Genomic DNA, 21798 nt, shown 5'->3' with positions numbered 1-21798 from the left:
GCCGCTCCGGCCGGGCACGATCGACACCGAGGACAGCATGAAGCGCAGCATCCTGATCACCGGCGCAGGCAGCGGCATCGGCGCCGGCATCGCCACCGAGCTGGCCGCCGGCGGCCACCATCTGATCGTCAGCGATATGGACCTGGCGGCAGCCGAACGCACCGCGCAGCGCCTGCGCGACACCGGCGGCTCGGCCGAAGCACTGGCGCTGGACGTGACCGATGACCACGGCATCGCGCAGGCCTTGGCGCGCGTGACGCGCGCGCCGCAGGTGCTGGTCAACAATGCCGGCCTGCAGCAGGTTGCCGCGCTGGAAGACTTTCCGATGCAGCGCTGGGCCTTGCTGGTGGATGTGATGCTGACCGGCGCCGCACGGCTCAGCCGCGCGCTCCTGCCCGGCATGCGCGCGGCCGGCTACGGGCGCGTCGTCAACATCGGCAGCATCCACTCGCTGGTCGCCAGCCCGTACAAGAGCGCGTATGTCGCCGCCAAGCACGGCCTGGTCGGCCTGGCCAAGGTCATCGCCCTGGAAACCGCCGACTGCGACATCACCGTCAACACGCTGTGCCCGAGCTATGTGCGCACCCCGCTGGTGGAGCGCCAGATCGCCGACCAGGCGCGCACGCGCGGCATCGCCGAAGAGGCGGTGATTCGCGATGTGATGCTCAAGCCGATGCCCAAGGGCGCCTTCATCGACTACGACGAACTCGCCGGCACGGTCGCGTTCCTGATGTCGCATGCCGCGCGCAACATCACCGGGCAGGCGATCGCCATCGACGGCGGCTGGACCGCGCAGTGAGCACGGCTGGCGAAATTTTCACCAGCTTCCGTGGCCGCCTTACGCCGCAAGGCGCGCGCGCAGTTGTCCACAGACTTGCGCAGGATTCATCCACAACCGGTGTGGAGAAGTGCGTGGAGGCGGAATGCAGGCTGCAGGTCGCCACAGCGTGCAGCGCCGGCTTGCGGTTGCGCTCGCCAGGTCGATCGCATGCGCATTGGCGCCAGCAGATCGAAGTCCATTAAGGACGGCGGAGGCTTAACTTCGGCACTGCGTTGACCGCGCCAGCCAGCAGTAACAGCCGCGCTCGCCTGGGCGGCGGCGCACTTCCTCAATCCCGCTCAGATGCGCGAATACGTCCACGACTGCATGCGCCCGTCGCGATACGGCATCACGCCATGAAACGGACGCGGGTCGCCATCGAAGACCAGTGGCAGGAAATTGCGGTCGCCTTCCCACATCGGTACCTGGTCCATGCGGTCGATCGCCACCCATTCCAGCGTGCCTTCCGGGTTGGAAGCCTGCGGCTCGCCTTGGAAGCTGCGGATCAGGAACACGAAGCCCAGCCAGTCCTCGCCCTGCTTGCCGAAGCCCGGCCAGCTGATGGTGCCGCGCAGCTGCATGTCGCCGCATTCCACGCCGGCCTCTTCGCGGATCTCGCGGCGCATGCCGGCCAGTACGTCCTCGTCCGGCTCCACCTTGCCGCCGAGCCCGTTGTATTTGCCCAGGTGCTGATCGCCGGGGCGGGCATTGCGATGGATCATCAACACCTGTGTGCCGTCGGGCGACAACAGGTAGCCGAGCGTGGCGACGATGGGGGTATAGGGCATGGCGGGCGCGCTGGAATCGAGCGCATCAGTATGACCGATGCTGTGCAAGCGGCGTGGCGCAGCCTCAGCCGACCGCAGCCTGCGAGCTCGGGCGCGCAGGCGCGACGTAGTCGGTATCCAGACGCAAGGTAGCCACGCCATGGCCGCGCTCGGCCAGATAGTCCAGCCACTTGCCCAGGAACGTGTTCATGCGCATGCGGTGGCTGATCAGCTCGGCTGGCGGCGGGAACATGCCCATCACGTCCTGCCAGCGACGGCCGACATAGCAATGGGTGGTCTCGGCCTGGCGCGCATCGCGGTACAGGCGCACGTAGGCCGACGGGTCAGGCTCGCCGGTGACGGGATCGCACAGGTCGTAGGTCAGCCGCAACTCGACCGTGTAGCGGTGGCACTCGATCACGTCCAGACGCAGGTCCAGGCCATCGCCGATCGACGAGACATAGGAGCCGGGAGCGAGATCGGCCGGTGCGAACAGCCGGGTCAGATGCTGAAAGTTTTCTGCGTACAAGCCCATCAGCCAGCCGAACCGGCTCAACTTGGGGATGCGTTCGAGTTTACTCAGTGCTTGCGCCATGAACCGATCCTACACGCTGCGCTGCCGCACGGGCAGCATTGACGACCGGCCACCGGCAGGCCTACCTTGGCGGAGCCCTGCTCCGCCCGCTTGATTTCCTTGACGCTTGCTAAGCGGCCGCGATACGTCACGGCAGCCCTGGATAGTGAATACGCTACGCGCGGCCCAATCCCCAATCCCGCCAACCAATTCCCGCCTCAAAACATCTCGCGCTGCAGCCCCAGCGTGGACAACACCTTGCTGGAAATTTCCTCGATCGAGGTATTGGTGGTGCTCAAGGTCGGAATGCGCTCCATCTGGAACATGCGCTCGGCGGTGGCCACCTCGCGCCGGCAGGTCTCTGCCGCGCTGTAGCGTGAATTGGCGCGCCGCTCCTGGCGGATCTGCTGCAACCGCTCCGGGTCGATGGTCAGACCGAACAACTTGCTGCGGTAATTGCGCAGGCGCGGAGGCAGGCGCTCGTTTTCCAGATCTTCCTCGGTCAACGGGTAGTTAGCGGCACGGATGCCGTAATGCAATGCCAGGTAGATGCAGGTCGGCGTCTTGCCGGCGCGCGACACCGCCACCAGGATCACGTCGGCCTCGTCGTAATTGAGTGCGATACCGTCATCGTGGCTCAGCGCGAAGTTCATCGCGTTGATGCGGCGGTGATAGGTCTCGAAGTCCACCATGCCGTGCGCACGGCCCACGCGCGAATGCCGCGGCGCATTGAGTTCGCGTTCCAGCGGCTCGATGAAGGGCGCGAACACGTCCAGCATCAAGGCGCCGCTTTCGGCCAGGATCATGCTCAGCTGGGGATCGACGCAGGAATTGACCACCACCGGGCGCACCTGGTACCGCTCACCTGCCGCGCGCACCCGCAGCGCCGCATCGCGCGCTTTTTCTGCATCATCAATGAACGACATGCGGTCGGTGACGAAGTTGAATCCACTGAACTGCGTGAGCAGGCTATGCCCAATCGTTTCAGCGGTGATACCGGTTCCATCGGAGACGTAGAACACCGGTCGAATTGTTGACATCAAGACCACCTCTTTGAACTGGTGTCCAAAACTTACGGGTTCATGCTTGTGCAGATTCCGCTGTGCACTGCATCATAGCGGCTTCTTCCTACGGACGCGGCCATCCAGCCCGCTCGGGCGATGGCCATACGGAGCATCGCGCTTGAACGAGAATATCCTGTGGTTGCATGAGCTACGCCTGGCCGATCTGGCCCGCGTAGGTGGTAAGAATTCCTCGCTCGGCGAGATGATCGGCAACCTGGCCGGGCTTGGCGTTTCGGTTCCCGGTGGATATGCGACCACTGCCGAGGCTTTCAAGGACTTCATCGCGCATAACGATCTGTCCAAGCGCATCTTCGACAAGCTGGCGACGCTGGATGTCGAGGACGTTGGCGCCCTCACCGTTGCCGGCAAGGAAATCCGCGGCTGGGTGATCGATGCTCCGCTGCAGCCGGAACTGGACCGCGATATCCGCACCGCATACGCACAGCTGTGTGCGGAAAACGGCGGTGGCGAAGTGGCCGTGGCGGTGCGTTCGTCGGCCACTGCCGAAGATCTGCCCGATGCCTCGTTCGCCGGCCAGCAGGAGACCTTCCTCAACGTGACCGGTGCCGACGATGTCGTACACAAGGTCAAGGAAGTGTTCGCCAGCCTCTATAACGATCGCGCAATCGCTTACCGCGTGCATCATGGCTTCAAGCACGAAGACGTGTTCCTGTCGGCCGGCGTGCAGTTGATGGTGCGCTCGGGCGTCGGTGCGGCCGGCGTGCTGTTCACGCTGGACACCGAATCGGGCTTCCGCGACGTGGTGTTCGTCACCTCCAGTTTCGGTCTGGGCGAGATGGTCGTGCAAGGTGCGGTCAACCCGGACGAGTTCTACGTCTACAAGCCCACGCTGACCGCAGGCAAGCCGGCGATCCTGCGCCGCTCGCTCGGCAGCAAGGCGATCCGCATGGTCTACTCGGATGTGCCCGGCGAACGCGTGCGCACCGAAGACACGCCGGTGGAACTGCGCAGCACCTTCTCGATCAGCGATGAAGACGTGCAGGAGCTTTCCAAGCAGGCGCTGGTGATCGAAAAGCATTACGGCCGCCCGATGGATATCGAGTGGGCCAAGGACGGTGTCAGCGGCAAGCTGTTCATCGTGCAGGCGCGTCCGGAAACCGTGAAGTCGCGCAGCCATGCCACCCAGATCGAGCGTTTCTCGCTGGAAGCCAAGGACGCCAAGATCCTGGTCGAAGGCCGTGCGGTGGGCGCCAAGATCGGCAGCGGCGTGGCACGCGTGGTGCGCTCGCTGGACGACATGAATCGCGTGCAGGCCGGCGACGTCTTGATCGCCGACATGACCGATCCCGATTGGGAGCCGGTGATGAAGCGAGCCTCGGCCATCGTCACCAACCGCGGCGGCCGCACCTGCCACGCGGCGATCATCGCGCGCGAACTCGGCGTGCCGGCCGTGGTCGGCTCGGGCAACGCCACCGATGTGATCAGCGACGGTCAGGAAGTGACGGTGAGCTGCGCCGAAGGCGATACCGGCTTCATCTACGACGGCCTGCTGCCGTTCGAGCGCACCACCACCGACCTGGGCAACATGCCGCCTGCCCCGCTCAAGATCATGATGAACGTGGCCAACCCGGAGCGCGCGTTCGACTTCGGCCAGTTGCCCAATGCCGGCATCGGCCTGGCGCGTCTGGAAATGATCATTGCCGCGCACATCGGCATCCATCCCAACGCGCTGCTGGAATACGACAAGCAGGACGCTGACGTCCGCAAGAAGATCGACGCCAAGACCGCCGGCTACGGCGACCCGGTGAGCTTCTACGTCAATCGCCTGGCCGAGGGCATCGCAACGCTGACCGCCTCGGTGGCACCGAACACGGTGATCGTGCGCCTGTCGGACTTCAAGTCCAATGAGTACGCCAACCTGATCGGCGGCTCGCGTTACGAACCCCATGAAGAGAACCCGATGATCGGCTTCCGTGGCGCCAGCCGCTATGTCGATCCGTCCTTCACCAAGGCCTTCTCGCTGGAGTGCAAGGCGGTGCTGAAGGTGCGCAACGAGATGGGCCTGGACAACCTCTGGGTGATGATCCCGTTCGTGCGCACGCTGGAAGAAGGCCGCAAGGTGATCGAGGTGCTGGAGCAGAACGGGCTCAAGCAGGGCGAGAACGGCCTGAAGATCATCATGATGTGCGAGCTGCCGTCCAATGCGCTGCTGGCCGATGAATTCCTGGAGATCTTCGATGGTTTCTCGATCGGCTCCAACGACCTGACCCAGCTGACCCTGGGCCTGGACCGCGACTCGTCGATCGTGGCGCATCTGTTCGACGAGCGGAACCCGGCGGTCAAGAAGCTGCTGTCGATGGCGATCAAGTCGGCGCGCGCCAAGGGCAAGTATGTGGGCATCTGCGGCCAGGGGCCGTCCGATCACCCGGAACTGGCGGAGTGGCTGATGCAGGAAGGGATCGAGTCGGTATCGCTGAATCCTGACACCGTGGTCGACACCTGGCTGCGTCTGGCCAAGTTGAAGAGCGAGAGCTGATGGGTATGTTGGGTGCGGTGTTGGCGGCGGCTGCGGGAGCAGTCGCCGCAAGGCCGGTGGCGGCCAAGACGGCGGAGCCGGCGTTCAACTGGGCCAATATCCCGTGGGCGCAATACGCGCTCAACTGGGGGCTGGCCCTGCTGATCGTGGTGGTCGGCATGTGGCTGGCCAAGCAGCTCAGCCAGTGGCTGCACCGTGCGCTGACCCGCGCGCGCATCGAGATCACGCTGACCAACTTCCTGCGCAACGTGCTGTACGCGTTGCTGCTGGTGCTGGTCTTCGTCAGTGCACTGAGCAAGATTGGCGTACCGCCGACCTCGCTAATCGCGGTGCTGGGTGCGGCCGGCCTGGCGGTCGGTCTGGCGTTGAAGGACTCGCTGTCCAATATCGCTGCAGGCGTGATGCTGATCGTGCTGCGGCCGATGCGCGATGGCGACCATGTGGTGATTGCCGGCCAGGAAGGCATCGTCGACGAGATCCGGATCTTCCAGACCCGGATCCGCTCGTTCGACGAGCGCATCATCACCCTGCCCAACAGCACCATCACCACCTCGCCGATCGTCAACTACAGCACCCTGCCCAACCGGCGCCTGGAAGTGACCGTGGGCGTGGGCTACGGCGACGATCTGAAGAAAGCCCAGCAGCTGTTGCTGCAGATTGCCAAGGACAATCCGAACCTCCTGGAGTCGCCGGCACCGTTCGTGCAGGTCACCAATCTGGGCGAAAGCACGGTGGATCTGATGTTGTTCGCGTATGCGACCAACGGCAATTTCGGCGCGGCCAAGAGCACCACGCTGGAACAGATCCGCAACCAGTTGCTGGAAAACGGGCTCAACATCCCGTATCCGCAGCGCGACCTGCACGTGTATCACCACGATGCCGACGGCAAGCCGATCTCCGACCTGCTGCTGAAAGGCATCGCCGACGACGGCGACCTGAGCAAGGGTCCGCCGCTGGCGCGTTGATGCATTCAGTGGCGTGATGGAAAAGCAGAAAGGCCGCATCGAACGATGCGGCCTTTTTTGTTGGATGCGTTGCAACTATGTGGCTTTTTGCCTGCCTGACCGGCAGCAAACGTTGCCGGACGTACGCCTGCGCGTAGTCCGCAACTAGGCGCCATCAATCAACACCCCAACAGCGCGCAACGCCGCCGTGGCCAGCGCTCAGGCCGGCACGTCGGCCTGGGAATCGCCGCCCAGCGCGCCCATGAACTGGCGGTAGTGGCGCAGCTCGTCGATCGAATCACGCACATCGCTCAACGCGGTGTGGGCCGAGCTCTTGGCAAAACCATTGGCCACCGTCGGCGCCCAACGCCGTGCCAGCTCCTTGATGGTGGACACGTCCAGGTTGCGGTAGTGGAAGTAGCGCTCCAGGCGCGACATCTGGCGGTGCAGGAAGCGGCGGTCCTGGCAGATCGAATTGCCGCACATCGGCGAGGCGCCGGCGCGGATCCATTCACTCAGGAAGGCCACTGTCTGCGCCTCGGCCTGGGCATGGGTGACCTGGCTGTCGAGCACGCGCTGCCACAGCCCCGAACGGCGGTGCTGATTGCGGTTCCACTCGTCCATGGCTTCCAGCGTCGCCAGCGGGTGGGCGATGGCCAGCTCCGGCCCTTCGGCAAGCACGTTCAACTGCGCATCGGTCACGATGGTGGCGATCTCGATGATGGAATCGCGATCGGTATCCAGGCCGGTCATTTCCAGATCGATCCAGATCAGTCGGTCGTTGCCTGCAAGGGTGTCTGCCATATCGCCGTCCTGTGGAGGGCCGTCGCCGGCCGGATGCTGAAGGGCGCGCATCATACCGCGGCCGCGCCGCTCAGGGCGCGAGGGGCGGCTTGCCGCGCTTGGCCCTGAAGTAATTGGTCAGGCGCAGGCCGGCCTCGGCGGCCAGCACGCCACCGCTGACCTGCACGCGGTGGTTATGGCGCGGGTCGGCGGGCAGATCGAACACGCTGCCGCAGGCGCCGGTCTTGGGGTCGCTGGCGGCGAATACCACCCGCGCGATGCGCGCGTGGATCATCGCCATCGCGCACATCGCGCACGGCTCCAACGTGACATACAGCGTGCAGCCGATCAGCCGGTGGTTGGCCAGGCGGCGGCCGCCTTCGCGCAGGGCCATGATCTCGGCATGCGCGCTGGGATCGTGGCTGGCGATATTGAAGTTCCAGCCCTCGCCCAGCACGGTGCCCCCGGCATCGATCAGCAGCGCGCCGACCGGGATCTCGTCAAAGTCGCGTTCGGCACGCTCGGCCAGTTGCAGGGCGCGTTGCATCCACTGTTGGTCGATCAGCGTCTGCGCCGCGTCTACCGACGTTTCCACCGGCATGCTCACGCGGCGCTGCCGCCCTGGCGATCCAGGAAGGCGGCAAACGCGGCCACGGTGGCTTCGCTGACATGGTGCTCGATGCCTTCGGCGTCGCGGCGCGCGGTGGCCTCGTCGATGCCCAGGGCGAGCAGGAAACGTTCGACGATCTGATGGCGCTGCCGGCTGGACGCCGCCAGCGCCTCGCCGGCCGGAGTCAGGAAAACACCGCGATACGGGCGCTGCACCACCCAGCCGTCGCGCACCAACCGCTTGAGCATCTTGGCCACGGTCGGCTGCGCCACGCCCAGGCGCGCGGCGATATCGACCTGACGCGCCTCGCCGCCGTCGACCAACAGGTCGGAGATCAGCTCCACATAGTCCTCGACCAGCTCGGCGCGGCGCGCTTCGCGCACCTGACGGAAGCTCTCCATATGCACCTGTGCGTCGATCAGCGCCGGCGCGGCTGCTTCCAGCTTTTCGCTCTTGCCCACCCTCATCCCCGTCATCACGTCCGGCGCCAGTGCCGGGATGCGTAGTTTGAAGCACGCAGCCGATCATTACGATTTAAATTGCCAATGCTCAACAGCATAGCCCCTGCTATATCATCGGCACGACTCCTAGCCAGCCTGCCCCGCATGTCCGTCGATCTCCGTCCTCAACCAGCCTCGCCCCTCCCCCTGCCTGCCGCGGCCAATGGCGGGTTGGGCGATCACCACGCCAGCATCGCCGTACCCAAGGGCGGCCACTGGTGGTTCCGGCTGCTGGCGTTCCTGGGCCCGGGCTACATGGTGTCGGTCGGGTACATGGACCCGGGCAACTGGGCCACCGACCTGGCCGGCGGCTCGCAGTTCGGCTATCTGCTGCTGTCGGTGATCCTGCTGTCCAACCTGATGGCGATCGTGCTGCAGAGCCTGTCGGCGCGGCTGGGCATCGCGACCGGGCTGGACCTGGCGCAGGCCTGCCGGGCGCGTTACCCGCGCGGAGTGAACCTGGCGCTGTGGGGCATCTGCGAACTGGCGATCATCGCCTGCGATCTGGCCGAGGTAATCGGCACCGCCATCGCGTTGAAGCTGTTGTTCGGCATTCCGCTGACCGTGGGCGCCATCATCACCGCGGTGGACGTGGTGCTGGTGCTGTTGCTGATGAACCGCGGTTTCCGTGCGCTGGAAGCGTTCGTGATCGCGCTGCTGTTGATCATCTTCGTCTGCTTCGGCGTCCAGATCGCGCTGGCGGCACCACCGATCGCCGCCGTGCTGGGCGGCTTCATTCCGCGTGCGCAGGTGGTCACCGACCCGCGCGCGCTGTATCTGGCGATCGGCATCATCGGTGCGACGGTGATGCCGCACAACCTGTACCTGCATTCGTCGATCGTGCAGACACGTGCGTATCCGCGCACCGATGCGGGCCGCAAGTCGGCGCTGCGCTGGGCGGTGACCGACAGCACCGTGGCGTTGATGTTCGCGCTGTTCATCAACGCCTCGATCCTGATCCTGGCGGCGGCGGTGTTCCATACGCAGGGCCGCACCGATGTGCAGGAAATCGAACAGGCTCACGCCCTGCTCGCGCCGATGCTGGGCGTGGGTCTGGCCTCGACGCTGTTCGCAGTGGCGTTGCTGGCCTCCGGCGTCAATTCCACCGTCACCGCCACGCTGGCCGGGCAGATCGTGATGGAAGGCTTCCTGCAACTGCGCTTGCCGCCGTGGCTGCGCCGCCTGCTGACACGTGGCATCGCCATCGTGCCGGTGGTGATCGTGACCTGGTTGTATGGCGAGGCCGGTACCGCGCGGCTCCTGGTGCTCAGCCAGGTGGTGCTGTCGATGCAGCTGCCGTTTGCGGTGATCCCGCTGGTGCGCTTCGTGTCGGATCGTGAGTTGATGGGCGCGCTGGTGGCACCGCCGTGGCTGGTGCGCATCGCCTGGGTCATTGCGGCGGTGATCGTCGGCTTGAACCTGAAGCTGCTGTGGGACACCGCGCTGCAGTGAGTGGCGAGCACAACCGGCGTGGTCGATGCGATGCGGCAGCTGCGTGCGCTGCAGAGCCAGGCAGGATGCACGGAGGAGCGTTGATCGGCGCTGCATTGCGTTCGTGCGAGCTGGATACCCGGATGATCCATTACGGCGCATCGACTGCAGCGAACGAGCTGATCCGCAACGCTGGGGATAACCGCTGTAGAGCGCACGCAGATGCAATCTGCGCTGCGACGCAGGCGGTCTACTGCTCGCATGCACCGGCACGCCCGTGGCCTGCGTCGCACCGCGTGGCGCGGGCCCATGCAAGCACGATGCGTATCGCATCGTGCCATCGCCGGGCTGCATGCCCCTCGCCCCAGGAGTGTTTATGGATCCGTTCGAGGCGCATCCGGCCGACGCCGGACGCCGCAGCTTTCTCATCACCGGCACGGTCGCCGTAGCAGCGTTGTCGCTGCCCGCGTTCGCCACTGCCGCACCTCCCGCACGCGCCCGCGCCACCACCCCACCCCACTCGTCCACTCACGGAGTCAACCCGATGTCCAATTTCGTCAAACGCCCCGACGGCGCCAATATCTTCTACAAGGATTGGGGCAAGGGCCAGCCGGTCGTCTTCGCACATGGTTGGCCGCTCAGCGGCGATGCCTGGGACCCGCAAATGCTGTTCATGGGCCAGCACGGCTACCGCGTGATCGCACACGATCGCCGCAGCCATGGCCGCTCGTCGCAGACCTGGGACGGTAACGACATGGACACCTATGCGGACGATCTGGCTGCAGTGATCGACGCGCTGGACCTGAAGGACGCGATCCTGGTCGGCCATTCCACCGGCGGTGGCGAAGTGGCGCATTACGTTGGCCGCCATGGCAGCAAGCGTGTGGCCAAGGTGGTACTGGTCGGCGCGGTGCCGCCGCAGATGGTCAAGAGCCCAACCAATCCGGGCGGCCTGCCGATGAGCGTGTTCGACGGCATCCGCGATGGCGTTGCCAAGGACCGTTCGCAGTTCTATCAGGACCTGACCACGCCGTTCTTCGGTGCCAACCGTGACGGCAACAAGGTCACCCAGGGCATGCGCGATGCGTTCTGGCTGCAGGGCATGCTGGGCGGTCACAAGGGTCAGTACGACTGCATCAAGGAATTCTCCGAGGTCGATTACACCGCCGACCTGAAGAAGATCGACGTGCCGGCGCTGGTGGTGCATGGCGACGACGACCAGATCGTGCCGATCGATGCATCGGGCAAGTTGTCGGCCAAGATCATCAGCAACGCCGAACTGAAGATCTACCCCGGCGCGCCGCACGGGTTGACCATTACCCATGCCGATCAGTTCAACAAGGATCTGCTGGCCTTCGCCAAGCGCTGATTCTTGCTTCACTGCGTAAGACAAAGGCCGGCTCGTGAGAGCCGGTCTTTTTTTGGTGCGCGTTGCTTTGCTGCGCGCAGGTCCGTTGTGATCAGGCTGGCGGCCTCAGCGTCGATAGGCCTGTTGCCAGTGGCGCCCCAATGCGCCCACTGCAGGCGAGCTTGCGGACCCACGACGTGCGCGCAAAGATGCCGAAACAGCAAGCGGGATGGCGACGGTGCGCCTTCGCAGCGTGGTCGCAACACCGCGCAACGGACCAGCTTCAGGCATGGACCGGCCAGCCACAGGTGAGCACAGCAACCAGGGCCCGCAAGAAACCGCCACGCAGCACGACCACCAGCAACGCGATGCTCAGCCATGGCGGTGCCAGCAATGGCAGGTCAGGCAGTCGCAGCCAATGTCGATCGGTAGCGCAAGCGATACGCCGACCGCTGAAGGACACGTGCGCTGCCCTGGCTGACCGTATGGCCGATCGGGCGCAGCCAGCAGGCAGGTTGCGCCCGCTCCGCTTGGCCAAAAGGCGCTCCAGCCCTGGGTCTGCGTAGGCCGGTTACCAGCGCCGGCAACCGGCCTCACGCACGGCAGGCGCGGCCGACCTGGCAGTAGAAAGCGACATCGATTTCAGCGCCGGGCCGATAGGGAGCGTCGTGCTGATGAAGTTCTCAGATATCGGCATGGGCGTGCGGCGGCACCGCCACACCGCCGCCACCGACGAAGTGGCGGACCACCGGCGCGCGCTCGCCTTGATGCAGGGCGCGGATCTGCTCCTGCAGCTGGCGGTCGTCGCCGGTGACGCGCTCGTGCTGACGCAGATGTTCCAGCCACGAAGCGACGATGAAGTATTCCAGTTGCACGCCGGGTGTTGCCGCGTCTTCGGCGATACCCCAGACCACCGCACCATCACGACGCCGCGCGTTGCCCAGTTGCGTCATCAGCTGCAGGAAAGTTACGCGCGCATGGGCAGCGATGCGGTATTCGACCGTCACCAGCACCGGGCCGCGATCGTGTTCGACCGCATCCGATTGCGCCGGCACAGGCCAATGTCCGCCAGGGGCGAGGTCCAGCTGTTCGGTGCCGGCAATGCGCGCGCGCTTGACCAGCAGCGCCGCGATCACCGCGCCAACGGCGGCAATCTGCAGGGCTGTCGCGATCGAGGTGCGCTGCGCCAACGCGCCCCAGACCAGCGAGCCGGCCGCCATACCCGCAGAAAACACCACGATGTACAGCGACAATGCGCGTGCGCGCACCCAGGCAGGCACCGCCGTTTGCGCGGCGATCTGCAAGGACGACAGCACGGTGATCCAGGCCAGGCCGTTGACCACCATCACCGCGCACAGCACTCCGATCTGACGCGACAATGCCAGCCCCAGCAATGAGGCTGCGCACACGATGGTGGCCACGAACACCAGTAGGTCGCGGTCGTAGCGCGCACGCAGGCGTGGCAACAGCAGCGCGCCACTGATCGCACCGATGCCGATGCAGCCCAACAACACGCCATAACTGCCGGCACCCAACTGCATGTCGCGACGGACCACCAACGGCAGCAATGCGGTCAACGCGCTGGCGAACAGGAAGAACCCGGCGGCCTTGATCAGCACCGCCTGCAAGCGCCCGGCGCGTGCGGCGTAGCGCAGACCGGCACGCAGGCCCGCGCCGAAGCTCTCCGGCGGCAATGCAGAGACATGCGCATCGCGACGCCAACGCCACAACACCAGCAGCATCAGCCCGAAGGTCACGCCATTGAGCAAAAATGCCCACGGCGGCCCGAATTGCGCCACGATCAAACCGCCAACCGCTGGGCCGATCGAGCGGGCGATGTTCATGCCGATCGAATTGAGCGCTACCGCCGAGGCCAGCATCGGCCGCGGCACCAGCTCCGACACGATTGCCGCCTGCGCAGGCATCGCCATTGCCGCGCCCATGCCCATTGCAAAGGTCAATGCCACCAGTACCCACGGGGTTAGCAACTGCAGATGCGATAGCAAGGCCAAGGCTGCGGCCACCAGCAACATCCAGCCCTGGGTAAGCATCAGGTAGCGGCGGCGGTCGACGATGTCGGCCAGCGTACCGGCCACCAGTGCGAACAACACCACCGGCAAGGTGGTGGCCGACTGCACCGCCGCGACCATCAATGGCGAGCCCGTCTGTTCGGCCATCACCCAGGACGCGGCGACATCGTTGATCCAGGTGCCGATGTTGCTGCCTAAGATGGCCAGCCATAAGGCACGAAAGATCGGCTCGCGCAGCGGCGCCCAAGCACCGCTATCGGCGGGTGCGGCAGAAGAAGTCATCGCGGCAAGGCTCCAGTGGACGGGGTGAAACAAACAAGGTGACGGGCCTGGATGCGCCGGCAGGCGCATCGCTGTGGTGCCGATCTCAGAACGCGAAACACGCGCAACCCAATGCGCCCCAGAAGCCGCGCAGATCATCGCTGGGCGCAGCATGCTGCGCTGCATGACCATGCGGCCCGTGCGCGCGACAGCCATGGCCATGCGTGTGCGTGGCACTGGCAAGCCCGCTGACCGTACCGCCCACGTGATAGCCGCCGAACCGGTTGACCGGCGACCAGTCCGGCATCGCCGGCGGCAAGGTGGGCGCCAGTGCGGCGAAGTCGCCGTCGCCATGGACGACGCGCCCACCCAGCACGGTCAGCACGCTGGTGATGTCGGCAATGGCGGCATCGTCGACGCGGAAGTAATCGTCGGACAACACTATGAAATCGGCCAGTTGCCCCGCCGCCAGCGTGCCCTTGTGGCCCTCATCGCCGGAGAACCACGCGCTGCCCTGCGTCCACAGCCGCAACGCCTGCTCACGGTCGAGCAGGTTCTCTTCGCCGTACAACGCCAGACCGCCCACCGTGCGTCCGGTGACCAGCCACGACAGCGCCACCCACGGGTTGTAACTGGCCACGCGCGTCGCATCGGTGCCGGCGCCCACCGGCACGCCGGCGGCTAACATGCGACGCACCGGTGGCGTGTGCCGCGCAGCCTGTACGCCGTAGCGCTCGACAAACGCTTCGCCCTGATACGCCATGCGGTGCTGCACGGCGATGCCGCCGCTCAAGGCGCGAATGCGGTCGATATTGCGTGGCGTGATGGTTTCGGCGTGATCGACGAACCAATGCAGGCCATCGAACGGAATGTCGGCATTGACCTTTTCGTACACATCGAGAATGCGTCCGATGCTTTCGTCGTAGGTGGCATGGATACGGAATGGCCAACGCTTTTCGACCAGCAACCGCACCACCTGCTCCAGCTCGGGCTCCAGTTCCGGCGGCAGCTCCGGGCGCGGCTCGCTGAACTGTTCGAAATCCGCCGCCGAAAACACCAGCATTTCGCCGGCGCCGTTGTGCCGCAGCAGATCGTCGCCCTTGCGCACCGGCAGCATCTCGGTCCAGCCGCGGAAGTCGTCGACTTCCTTGCCCTTGTTCTGGGTGAACAGGTTGTAGGCGATGCGCACGCTCAACTGGTCGGCCGCGTGCAACTGTTCGATGACTTGGTAGTCCTCCGGATAATTCTGGAAACCGCCGCCGGCATCGATCACCGAGGTGATCCCCAGCCGGTTGAGTTCGCGCATGAAATGGCGTGTGGAATTGGCCTGATACTCCAACGGCAGTCGCGGGCCCTTGGCCAGGCTGGTGTAGAGAATCAGGGCATTGGGCTTGGCCAGCAGCAAGCCTGTGGGATTACCCAGCTTGTCGCGTTCGATGCGCCCGCCGGGCGGATCGGCAGTGGCCTTGTCGTAGCCACAGGCGCGCAAGGCCGCGCGGTTCAGCAGGGCGCGGTCGTACAGATGAAGCAAAAATACCGGTGTATCCGGTGCGATGGCATTGATCTCGTCCAGGGTCGGCAAGCGTTTTTCGACGAACTGATGCGCGGTGAATCCGCCGACCACACGCACCCATTGCGGCGCCGGGGTGCGGTCGACCTGCGCCTTCAACATCGCCATCGCATCGGCAAGCGAGCGCACGCCATCCCAGCGCAGCTCCAGGTTGTAGTTGAGCCCGCCGCGAATCAGATGGGTGTGGCTGTCATTGAGGCCGGGCAACAGGCGTCGGCCTTGCGCATCGATGCTGCGGGCGCCAGCTGCCAGCGCCATGATCTGCGCATCGTCGCCCACCGCAACGATGCGTCCATCGGTCACTGCAATGGCGGTGGCGCTGGGCTGACGTGGATCGAGGGTAGTGATGCGTGCGTTGCGAACGACCAGATCGACCATCGGAGACTTCCTTGAAGCAGACCAAGCGCCGGGCAAGGCGCCCAACGCAAGACCGGCGGCGGCGGCCTGCATCCACAAGCGCCGCCCGGCATCGTGATCATTCCGTACGCCGCTCATGCCGCACCATGCCTGCGCAGCCCATCCAGCGACCATGCGCCACCGCCAGCGGCAACCAGCCCCAGCAATACCAGCAGCCACATCAGCGGGTATTCCATCCCGCCGTGCATCCAGAACCAGCCCTTGGGCACGGCCACCACGACGGTGGTGGCGATGAACACCGCCGCCAGTGCAGCACTGACGCGCGTCCACAGACCCAGTAACACCGCCAGCCCCGAGAGCGTCTGCACCAAAGCCAGCAGCAACGGCAACGGTTGCGCAGACGGAAAGCCGAATTGCTGTAATTCAGCGGCAAATCCAGCCAGCCCCGGCCCACCAAACCATCCCAGCAACTTGCCCAGGCCATGCGGCAACAGGAAACCGCCGCCGGCAATGCGCAGCATCAGCAATGCCGCTGCAAGGCCGGCGTTGCCACGTGGTGCCGATGCGTTCAATGCCCGCCTTCCTGCGCGCCGAACATGGTTTTGGCGTACTGAATGCCGATGCCGTAGCCGCCCGCATGCGCACGCGCGATGCCGGTGGTGAGGTCGTAGGTGTCGCTGCGTGCCCAGTCGCGCTGCAGTTCCAGCAGGTACTGCACGCTGGTGATGGGCGCGGCGCCGGCCTGCACCATCCGCGTCACCGCGCGCTCGTGCGCTTCGTCGCTGACATCGCCGCAGGCATCGGTGATGACGTAGACCTCGAACCCCTGCTCGACCGCCGACAGCGTCGGGCCGACGATGCAGACGCTGGTCCACAGCCCGGCAATCACCAGACGCTGCTTGCCGATGGCGTTGACGCGATCGATCACACCCTGGTCTTCCCAGGCATTCATGCTGGTGCGATCAAGCACCGATTCGCCGGCAAAGATCTCCGGCAGCTCGGGAAACAGCGGGCCGGAGAACGACTTCTCTGCAACGGTGGTCAAGATCACCGGCACCTTGAAGCCTTTGGCGCCCTTGGCAATCAGCGACACGTTGTTGCGCAGCGCCGAGATGTCGATGGTATGCGTGGCGAACGCCATCTGCGATTGATGGTCGATCAGTATCAGCGCGTGATCACCGGGCGACAACAGGGACTTACCGGGGACGGCGGTGGCGGTGGTCATGCGTGATGCTCCAGGGAGGATGAAAAAGAACCGGCGCTGTGCCGATGCGCACGCGGCTGGGCACGCGCGGCGCAGGGATCGTTCGCCACTTGCGCGGCAAAGCGCGCCGGCGTGCAGCCGGTGGCGTTGCGGAAGCTGCGGACGAAATGGCTTTGATCGAAGAAGCACAGATCGGTGGCGATCTGGCTGATGGTGTGGCCGCCCTCGCGCAGCATGGCCTGGGCGCGTTCGAGGCGACGACGACGCAGATACTCCATCGGGCTGGCGCCCAGCGCATCGCGAAACACGCGCGCAAAATGGAAGCGGCTCATGCAGGCGGCGCCGGCCAGTTGCGTCACGCCGATGGGCTCATACAGATGCGTGTCGATGTACTGCAGCGCTCTGGCCACGGCACGTGCGCGCGGGGCGTACAGTGCGTTGGTGTTGCCTGCATGCAGATCGGGGCAACCGGCGGCAGTCAGACGTGCCATGTGGCGTCTCCGGCGGGGAATGGCGCCATGGTGGGGCGAACCTGCCGATCGCCCCACCCCTGATGGTGAGGCCGATCGCTCACTCTTTCGGGTGAGCGACACGCGTGCTGCCACAAGCACGCATGGGATCGCATGGGTGCATCGCCATGGCATGCACCGCGCATGCACGCCGATGCAGCGGCGATACCGCGCCGTTGTTTCTGTCGCGCTTTGCAGTGTCCAAGCCGACACCCGCACCACACGCAAACCAAGCGGACGCCAGCGCACGAATGCCACGCTACGAGGCGGCGTCATCACTGCTGCAGCCAACCGATGGCATCCAGCTCGGGGCACACTGCATCGCAGCGACACGCACGCACCCCACGCAACATGCCGGTCCATGCGTAGCCGATTTCCTGCCCGACCTGCCTCCCCCGAAAGAGGTGGTGGTGCTTGGCCCCGATCTCGCCCGACAATGCTGCAATGCCGCGCGAGCCCCCCAACCGATCCCACCTGCTCTGGCGCCTGTGCGTGGCGGTGATCGTTGTGATGTGTAGTTGCGGGTGGCCGTGCAATCCCGTGTACGCCCAAGGCATCGCCGCAACGCGTGCGGGGCTGCTGCAATTCCACCACACCGCCTGGAGCACCGAGCGCGGCGCACCGGCCGATATCTGGGATATCCAGCAAGCCGAGGCCGGGCCATTGTGGCTGGCGACCGGATTTGGCCTGTTTCAGTTCGATGGCGACCGTTTCGCGCGGCAGGCGGCGCCGGATGGCGAGGCCTATGCATCGCACAACATGACCACGCTTGCGCTGGCGCCGGACGATACCGCCTGGATCGGCTACTTCAATGCCGGCATCGATCGCGTTGCCGACGGTCACCTGACGCACTTCAGCCCGGGCAAGGACGTGCCCGCCGGCATGGTGTTCCGCATTGAGCACGATGGCAGTGGGCGCTGGTGGGCCGCCATCGATGGCGGTTTGTGCTGGTTCGATGGGCAACGCTGGCAGCGTGCAGGCGCCGACTGGGGCTACACCGCCGAGCGCGCGCATTGGCTGCTGCGCGATGTGCGCGGCACGCTCTGGGTCAGCGACGGTACCCAGATTCTGTCGTTGCGGCCTGGCGCCAAACGCTTCGAACCCAGCGGCCAGCAGGTGGGTCTCTACGTCACCATGGCCGAAAGTCCGGGCGGAGCGATCTGGGTCGCAGACCCGTACCGCGGCGTGTTTGCGTTGACCGATGCGCAGGGCCACGTGCTGCCCGCCACGGCCCGTGCCCGGCTGCAATTTCCCGGGCTGTTCGCGCGGCGCATCCGGTTCATGCGCGATGGCGCGCTATGGGGCAGCGACTACGCGGCGCATGGCCTGTTCCGGATCGCCTTGCCCACAGCGCCCACGCCGGTGCTGGAACGCTTCGGAACCGTACAAGGCCTGACCTCGGCCACTGCCGGCCCCTTGCTCGAGGACCGCGAAGGCAATCTGTGGGCCGGCACCAATCTGGGCCTCAACCGGTTCCGACATCGCGCGTTGCTGCCGTTGGCGTCCTTGCTGCCGGGCCAGGCGATGGCCGTGGCGACCTTCAATCCCGCCCCGGGCACCGCCGCACGCCCGCTCCTGGCCAGCCTGCGCGATGGCCGGCTGCTGGCCTTGAGCCGCGATCGCGTGGAAGGTTTGCAGCGTGGTGCGTCCCACCACATCCTGGATGTGCCGGCGACCGCCAATGGCTGGGTACTTGGCGAGCACGCCTTGCTACGTCTGCAGGTCGGCCGCGTGCAACCGGTGGCGCTGCCGCTCGGCCTGGCGACCGGCGCCATCCGCGCCTTCGTCGTGGACAACCGCAACCATCCCCGGATCTGCCCGGATGCCGGCGGCCCCTACGCTTTCGACGGCAACGCCTGGCAGCCGCTGCCCGATCTGCAGGATAGCCCGTGCACGGTGCTCGCCAATACGCGCGATGGCGGCCTGTGGGTGGGTACCATCAAGGGCGATGCGCGCCTGCTGCAGGGCCGGCAGGTGACGCGTTACAGCGCAGAAAATGGCCTGTCGGTGGGGCCGATCACCGCCATCTGGCAAGGCCCGTCGCTCACGCTGGTCGCCGGCGAAACCGGGCTGGCAGCGCTGGGCGCCGACGGCCGGTTCCGGCAAGTGGCCGATCAGACCAATCCGCTCCTGCAGGGCATCACCGGCATCGTGCAGGACCGGCACGGCACGCTGTGGTTGAACGGCAACCGCGGTGTGGTGCAGATCGCTCAACTTGCGCTGCTACAGAGCGTGCAATCGGGCTTGGTCAGCCCGGCGCTGCGCCTGTACGACATCATGGACGGGTTGCCCGGTGTCGCCCAGCAGGCCACACCGGTCCCCACGGCCATCGCCGCCGACGACGGCCTGTTGTGGTTCACCACCAACCAGGGCCTGGCCTGGCTGGACCCGGAACAGACCTACCGCAACCCCACCGCGCCGGAGGTCTTCATCACCGACGTGGTCGCCGACGACCGTCCCTACCCGCGCACCGCCGGGCTGCGCCTGCCCAAGTGGACGCACCGCCTGCGCATCGGCTACGACGCTGTGAGCCTGACCCGGCCCGAACGCGTGCGCTTCCGCTACCGGCTGGAGGGCGTGGACGCGCAATGGCAGGACGCCGGCAACCGTAACGAGGCGTTCTATACCAACCTCGCGCCCGGCCGTTACCGCTTCCGCATTGCCGCCGCCAACAACGATGGCGTGTGGAACGCGCGCGGCGACACGCTGAATTTCGTCATCGAAGCGGCCTTCGTGCAAACCTGGCAATTCAAGGTGTGCGTTGCGCTCGCCCTGCTGCTGACGCTTGCAATGCTGTGGCGCATGCGCACCCGGCGTATTGCCGGACGCCTGCGTGCACGCCTGGAAGAGCGCTACCGCGAACGCGAACGCATCGCGCGCGAGTTGCACGACACCTTGTTGCAGGGCACGCAAGGCCTGATCCTGCGGCTGCATGCCGCCAGCCGCTCGTTGCCGCAGGACGACCCGCGGCGGCTGGAGCTCGAACAGGCGGTCGACCTGGCCGAGAATGCGCTGGTCGAAGGCCGCGACCGCGTCAACGGCCTGCGCGACAGTTATTCGCTGCGCCAGGATCTGGCCGCCGCACTGCAGCGCGCACGCGAGGCCACCATGCCACCGCCGTCTGCCGAACTGCAGGTGTCGGTCGAAGGACGCCCGGTGGCGCTGCGTCCGATGGTGGCCGACGAAGTGTTCCAGCTTGGCCGCGAAGCATTGGCCAATGCCGATCGCCATGCAGGCGCCGCGCGCATCGCGCTGGAACTGCGTTACGGTTCACGTGACTTCGTGTTGCGCATCCGCGACGATGGCTGCGGCCTGGATCCGGACGTGCTACATGGGCATGCACGGACCGGCCACTGGGGGCTGACCGGCATGCAGGAACGCGCCAAACGCATCGGCGCCAAGATGCAGTTGTGGTCGCGTCCAGGCAGCGGCACCGCAATTCAGATCACGCTTCCGGCCCGCACCGCCTATGCGACGCCACCGCGCTGGTGGTGGCGATTTCGACCTGCACGATCCACGGAGAGCTCCAATGGCTGAGATGGTCAAACCGACCGACGTGCTGGTGGTAGACGATCATCCGCTGCTGCGCGACGGTCTCAGTGCCATGCTCGCCGCCGAACACGACATGCGTGTGGTCGGCGAAGCCGAAGACGGCGAACAGGCCGTGGCCTGCTACGCCAGCCTGCGCCCGGACGTGGTGCTGATGGATCTGCAGATGCCGCGCGTGGATGGCGTCGAAGCCATCCAGCGCATCCGCCGTGTCGACCCCGCCGCCAAGGTCATCGTGTTGACCACCTATACGGGCGATGTGCGTGCGGTGCGCGCACTGCAGGCCGGCGCCTGCGGCTATCTGCTCAAGAGCGCGCTGCGCCGCGAGCTGGTCGACACCATTCGCGACGTGCGCCGCGGCCAGCGGCGGCATGTTCCGGCGTCGGTGGCCGAAAACATCGCCGCCCACGTGCTCGACGACGCGCTATCCGCCCGCGAGACGGAGGTACTGAGCCTGGTGGCCACCGGATGCTCCAACAAGCAGATCGGCAATGCCTTGAGCATCTCCGAAGAGACGGTCAAGGCGCATATGAAGAACATCCTGGCCAAGCTCGGCGTGCGCGATCGCACCCATGCGGTCACCGTTGCCCTGCGCCGGGGAATCCTGTCGCTGGAAACCTGAGCCGCCTGCGACCAGGCAGATCGCAAGCGTAAGGCGCTCTTCAAACACCGCTGTATCCGGTCATCGCGGTAGCGCGGCAACGGCAGGCGTGACACAAAGACGCCACCGCGCGCATCGGCCGGCTCACCGACGGCGCCGCGATGGATCGCCCCTGGAGGGCTAGCCGATCTTGCCGCCCACCGCGCCCGCCAGCCCGAACTCTGTAACCCGGTCCACCATTCTTGAACACAAGGCGCACGATGCGATCGACGCGCACTGTCAAATCGATCGGCTTGAGCTATCGTATGCACCGCCAGCGGCGTGGGGGCCGCTTCAGCATCATGCGCAACAGCCGATAACGGCTAGGTCCGACCGCTGC

At 65.8% G+C, this 21798-nt stretch carries 18 protein-coding genes; 7 read left to right on the top strand and 11 right to left on the bottom strand.

Annotated features, from left to right (window positions below):
- Positions 1-37 precede the first annotated feature (37 nt).
- Positions 38-799: a 3-hydroxybutyrate dehydrogenase gene (locus tag AC1KVE_RS04640; protein ID WP_481091835.1), complete on the top strand. Its 762-nt coding sequence runs from the start codon at positions 38-40 to the stop codon at positions 797-799.
- A gap of 320 nt (positions 800-1119) precedes the next feature.
- On the opposite strand, the gene AC1KVE_RS04635 is transcribed toward AC1KVE_RS04640, so the two are convergent.
- From AC1KVE_RS04635 to ppsR, 3 genes are all read right to left on the bottom strand, one after another.
- Positions 1120-1608 (bottom strand): NUDIX hydrolase, encoded by a 489-nt coding sequence (locus AC1KVE_RS04635; protein WP_024939182.1) that lies wholly within the window; start codon positions 1606-1608, stop codon positions 1120-1122.
- A 64-nt stretch (positions 1609-1672) separates the two neighbouring features.
- On the bottom strand, positions 1673-2182 hold the full coding sequence (locus AC1KVE_RS04630) for a DUF1249 domain-containing protein (RefSeq protein ID WP_481091836.1): 510 nt from the start codon (positions 2180-2182) through the stop codon (positions 1673-1675).
- A 197-nt stretch (positions 2183-2379) separates the two neighbouring features.
- Entirely contained in the window at positions 2380-3201 is an 822-nt protein-coding gene (gene ppsR, locus AC1KVE_RS04625) for a posphoenolpyruvate synthetase regulatory kinase/phosphorylase PpsR (protein ID WP_024939184.1), read from the bottom strand.
- A gap of 142 nt (positions 3202-3343) precedes the next feature.
- Here ppsR and ppsA point away from each other — a divergent pair, with 142 nt between their 5' ends.
- Positions 3344-5722, top strand: a complete 2379-nt coding sequence (gene ppsA / locus AC1KVE_RS04620) for a phosphoenolpyruvate synthase (protein ID WP_104593323.1) — start codon at positions 3344-3346, stop codon at positions 5720-5722.
- Positions 5722-6687, top strand: a complete 966-nt coding sequence (locus AC1KVE_RS04615) for a mechanosensitive ion channel family protein (protein ID WP_435015175.1) — start codon at positions 5722-5724, stop codon at positions 6685-6687. The genes ppsA and AC1KVE_RS04615 overlap by 1 nt, the downstream gene beginning before the upstream one ends.
- Before the next feature lie 198 nt (positions 6688-6885).
- On the opposite strand, the gene orn is transcribed toward AC1KVE_RS04615, so the two are convergent.
- The 3 genes from orn to mntR all read right to left on the bottom strand — a co-directional run bounded on the left by orn (position 6886) and on the right by mntR (position 8520).
- On the bottom strand, positions 6886-7470 hold the full coding sequence (gene orn, locus AC1KVE_RS04610; RefSeq protein WP_024939185.1) for an oligoribonuclease: 585 nt from the start codon (positions 7468-7470) through the stop codon (positions 6886-6888).
- Between the two features lie 70 nt (positions 7471-7540).
- Positions 7541-8050 carry a tRNA adenosine(34) deaminase TadA gene (gene tadA, locus AC1KVE_RS04605; RefSeq protein WP_102256631.1) on the bottom strand — a complete coding sequence of 170 codons (510 nt, stop codon included), beginning with the start codon at positions 8048-8050 and terminating at the stop codon, positions 7541-7543.
- Between the two features lie 2 nt (positions 8051-8052).
- The gene (gene mntR, locus AC1KVE_RS04600) at positions 8053-8520 is read right to left on the bottom strand and encodes a manganese-binding transcriptional regulator MntR (protein WP_024939187.1); all 468 of its coding nucleotides are present in this window, start codon (positions 8518-8520) and stop codon (positions 8053-8055) included.
- Between the two features lie 144 nt (positions 8521-8664).
- On the opposite strand from mntR, the gene AC1KVE_RS04595 reads away from it, so the two are divergent.
- Together AC1KVE_RS04595 and AC1KVE_RS04590 are read left to right on the top strand one after the other, a co-directional pair.
- Positions 8665-10011, top strand: coding sequence for an Nramp family divalent metal transporter (locus AC1KVE_RS04595; RefSeq protein WP_481091837.1), 1347 nt, complete (start codon positions 8665-8667; stop codon positions 10009-10011).
- A gap of 523 nt (positions 10012-10534) precedes the next feature.
- Positions 10535-11359 carry an alpha/beta fold hydrolase gene (locus AC1KVE_RS04590; RefSeq protein WP_024939189.1) on the top strand — a complete coding sequence of 275 codons (825 nt, stop codon included), beginning with the start codon at positions 10535-10537 and terminating at the stop codon, positions 11357-11359.
- Between the two features lie 662 nt (positions 11360-12021).
- Here AC1KVE_RS04590 and AC1KVE_RS04585 read toward each other — a convergent pair.
- The 5 genes from AC1KVE_RS04585 to AC1KVE_RS04565 all read right to left on the bottom strand — a co-directional run bounded on the left by AC1KVE_RS04585 (position 12022) and on the right by AC1KVE_RS04565 (position 17251).
- Positions 12022-13650 (bottom strand): MFS transporter, encoded by a 1629-nt coding sequence (locus tag AC1KVE_RS04585; RefSeq protein ID WP_481091838.1) that lies wholly within the window; start codon positions 13648-13650, stop codon positions 12022-12024.
- Between the two features lie 85 nt (positions 13651-13735).
- Positions 13736-15577 carry an amidohydrolase gene (locus AC1KVE_RS04580; RefSeq protein ID WP_184431199.1) on the bottom strand — a complete coding sequence of 614 codons (1842 nt, stop codon included), beginning with the start codon at positions 15575-15577 and terminating at the stop codon, positions 13736-13738.
- Between the two features lie 113 nt (positions 15578-15690).
- On the bottom strand, positions 15691-16128 hold the full coding sequence (locus tag AC1KVE_RS04575; protein WP_481091839.1) for a DoxX family protein: 438 nt from the start codon (positions 16126-16128) through the stop codon (positions 15691-15693).
- Positions 16125-16781, bottom strand: a complete 657-nt coding sequence (locus AC1KVE_RS04570; RefSeq protein ID WP_481091840.1) for a hydrolase — start codon at positions 16779-16781, stop codon at positions 16125-16127. The genes AC1KVE_RS04575 and AC1KVE_RS04570 overlap by 4 nt, the downstream gene beginning before the upstream one ends.
- Positions 16778-17251, bottom strand: coding sequence for a helix-turn-helix transcriptional regulator (locus AC1KVE_RS04565; protein WP_104593319.1), 474 nt, complete (start codon positions 17249-17251; stop codon positions 16778-16780). The genes AC1KVE_RS04570 and AC1KVE_RS04565 overlap by 4 nt, the downstream gene beginning before the upstream one ends.
- 462 nt (positions 17252-17713) lie before the next feature.
- Between AC1KVE_RS04565 and AC1KVE_RS04560 the strand changes: the two genes are divergently transcribed.
- Positions 17714-20806: a sensor histidine kinase gene (locus AC1KVE_RS04560; protein ID WP_481091841.1), complete on the top strand. Its 3093-nt coding sequence runs from the start codon at positions 17714-17716 to the stop codon at positions 20804-20806.
- Complete coding sequence (locus AC1KVE_RS04555) at positions 20799-21440, top strand: response regulator (RefSeq protein WP_024939195.1); 642 nt, start codon at positions 20799-20801, stop codon at positions 21438-21440. Before AC1KVE_RS04560 ends, AC1KVE_RS04555 begins: the two co-directional genes overlap by 8 nt.
- The last annotated feature ends 358 nt before the right edge of the window (positions 21441-21798 follow it).

This window comes from Xanthomonas sp. NCPPB 2864, assembly GCF_056675615.1.
The sequence above is the reverse complement of the archived record's forward strand: the minus strand, read 5'-3'. Positions and strand labels throughout refer to the sequence as shown.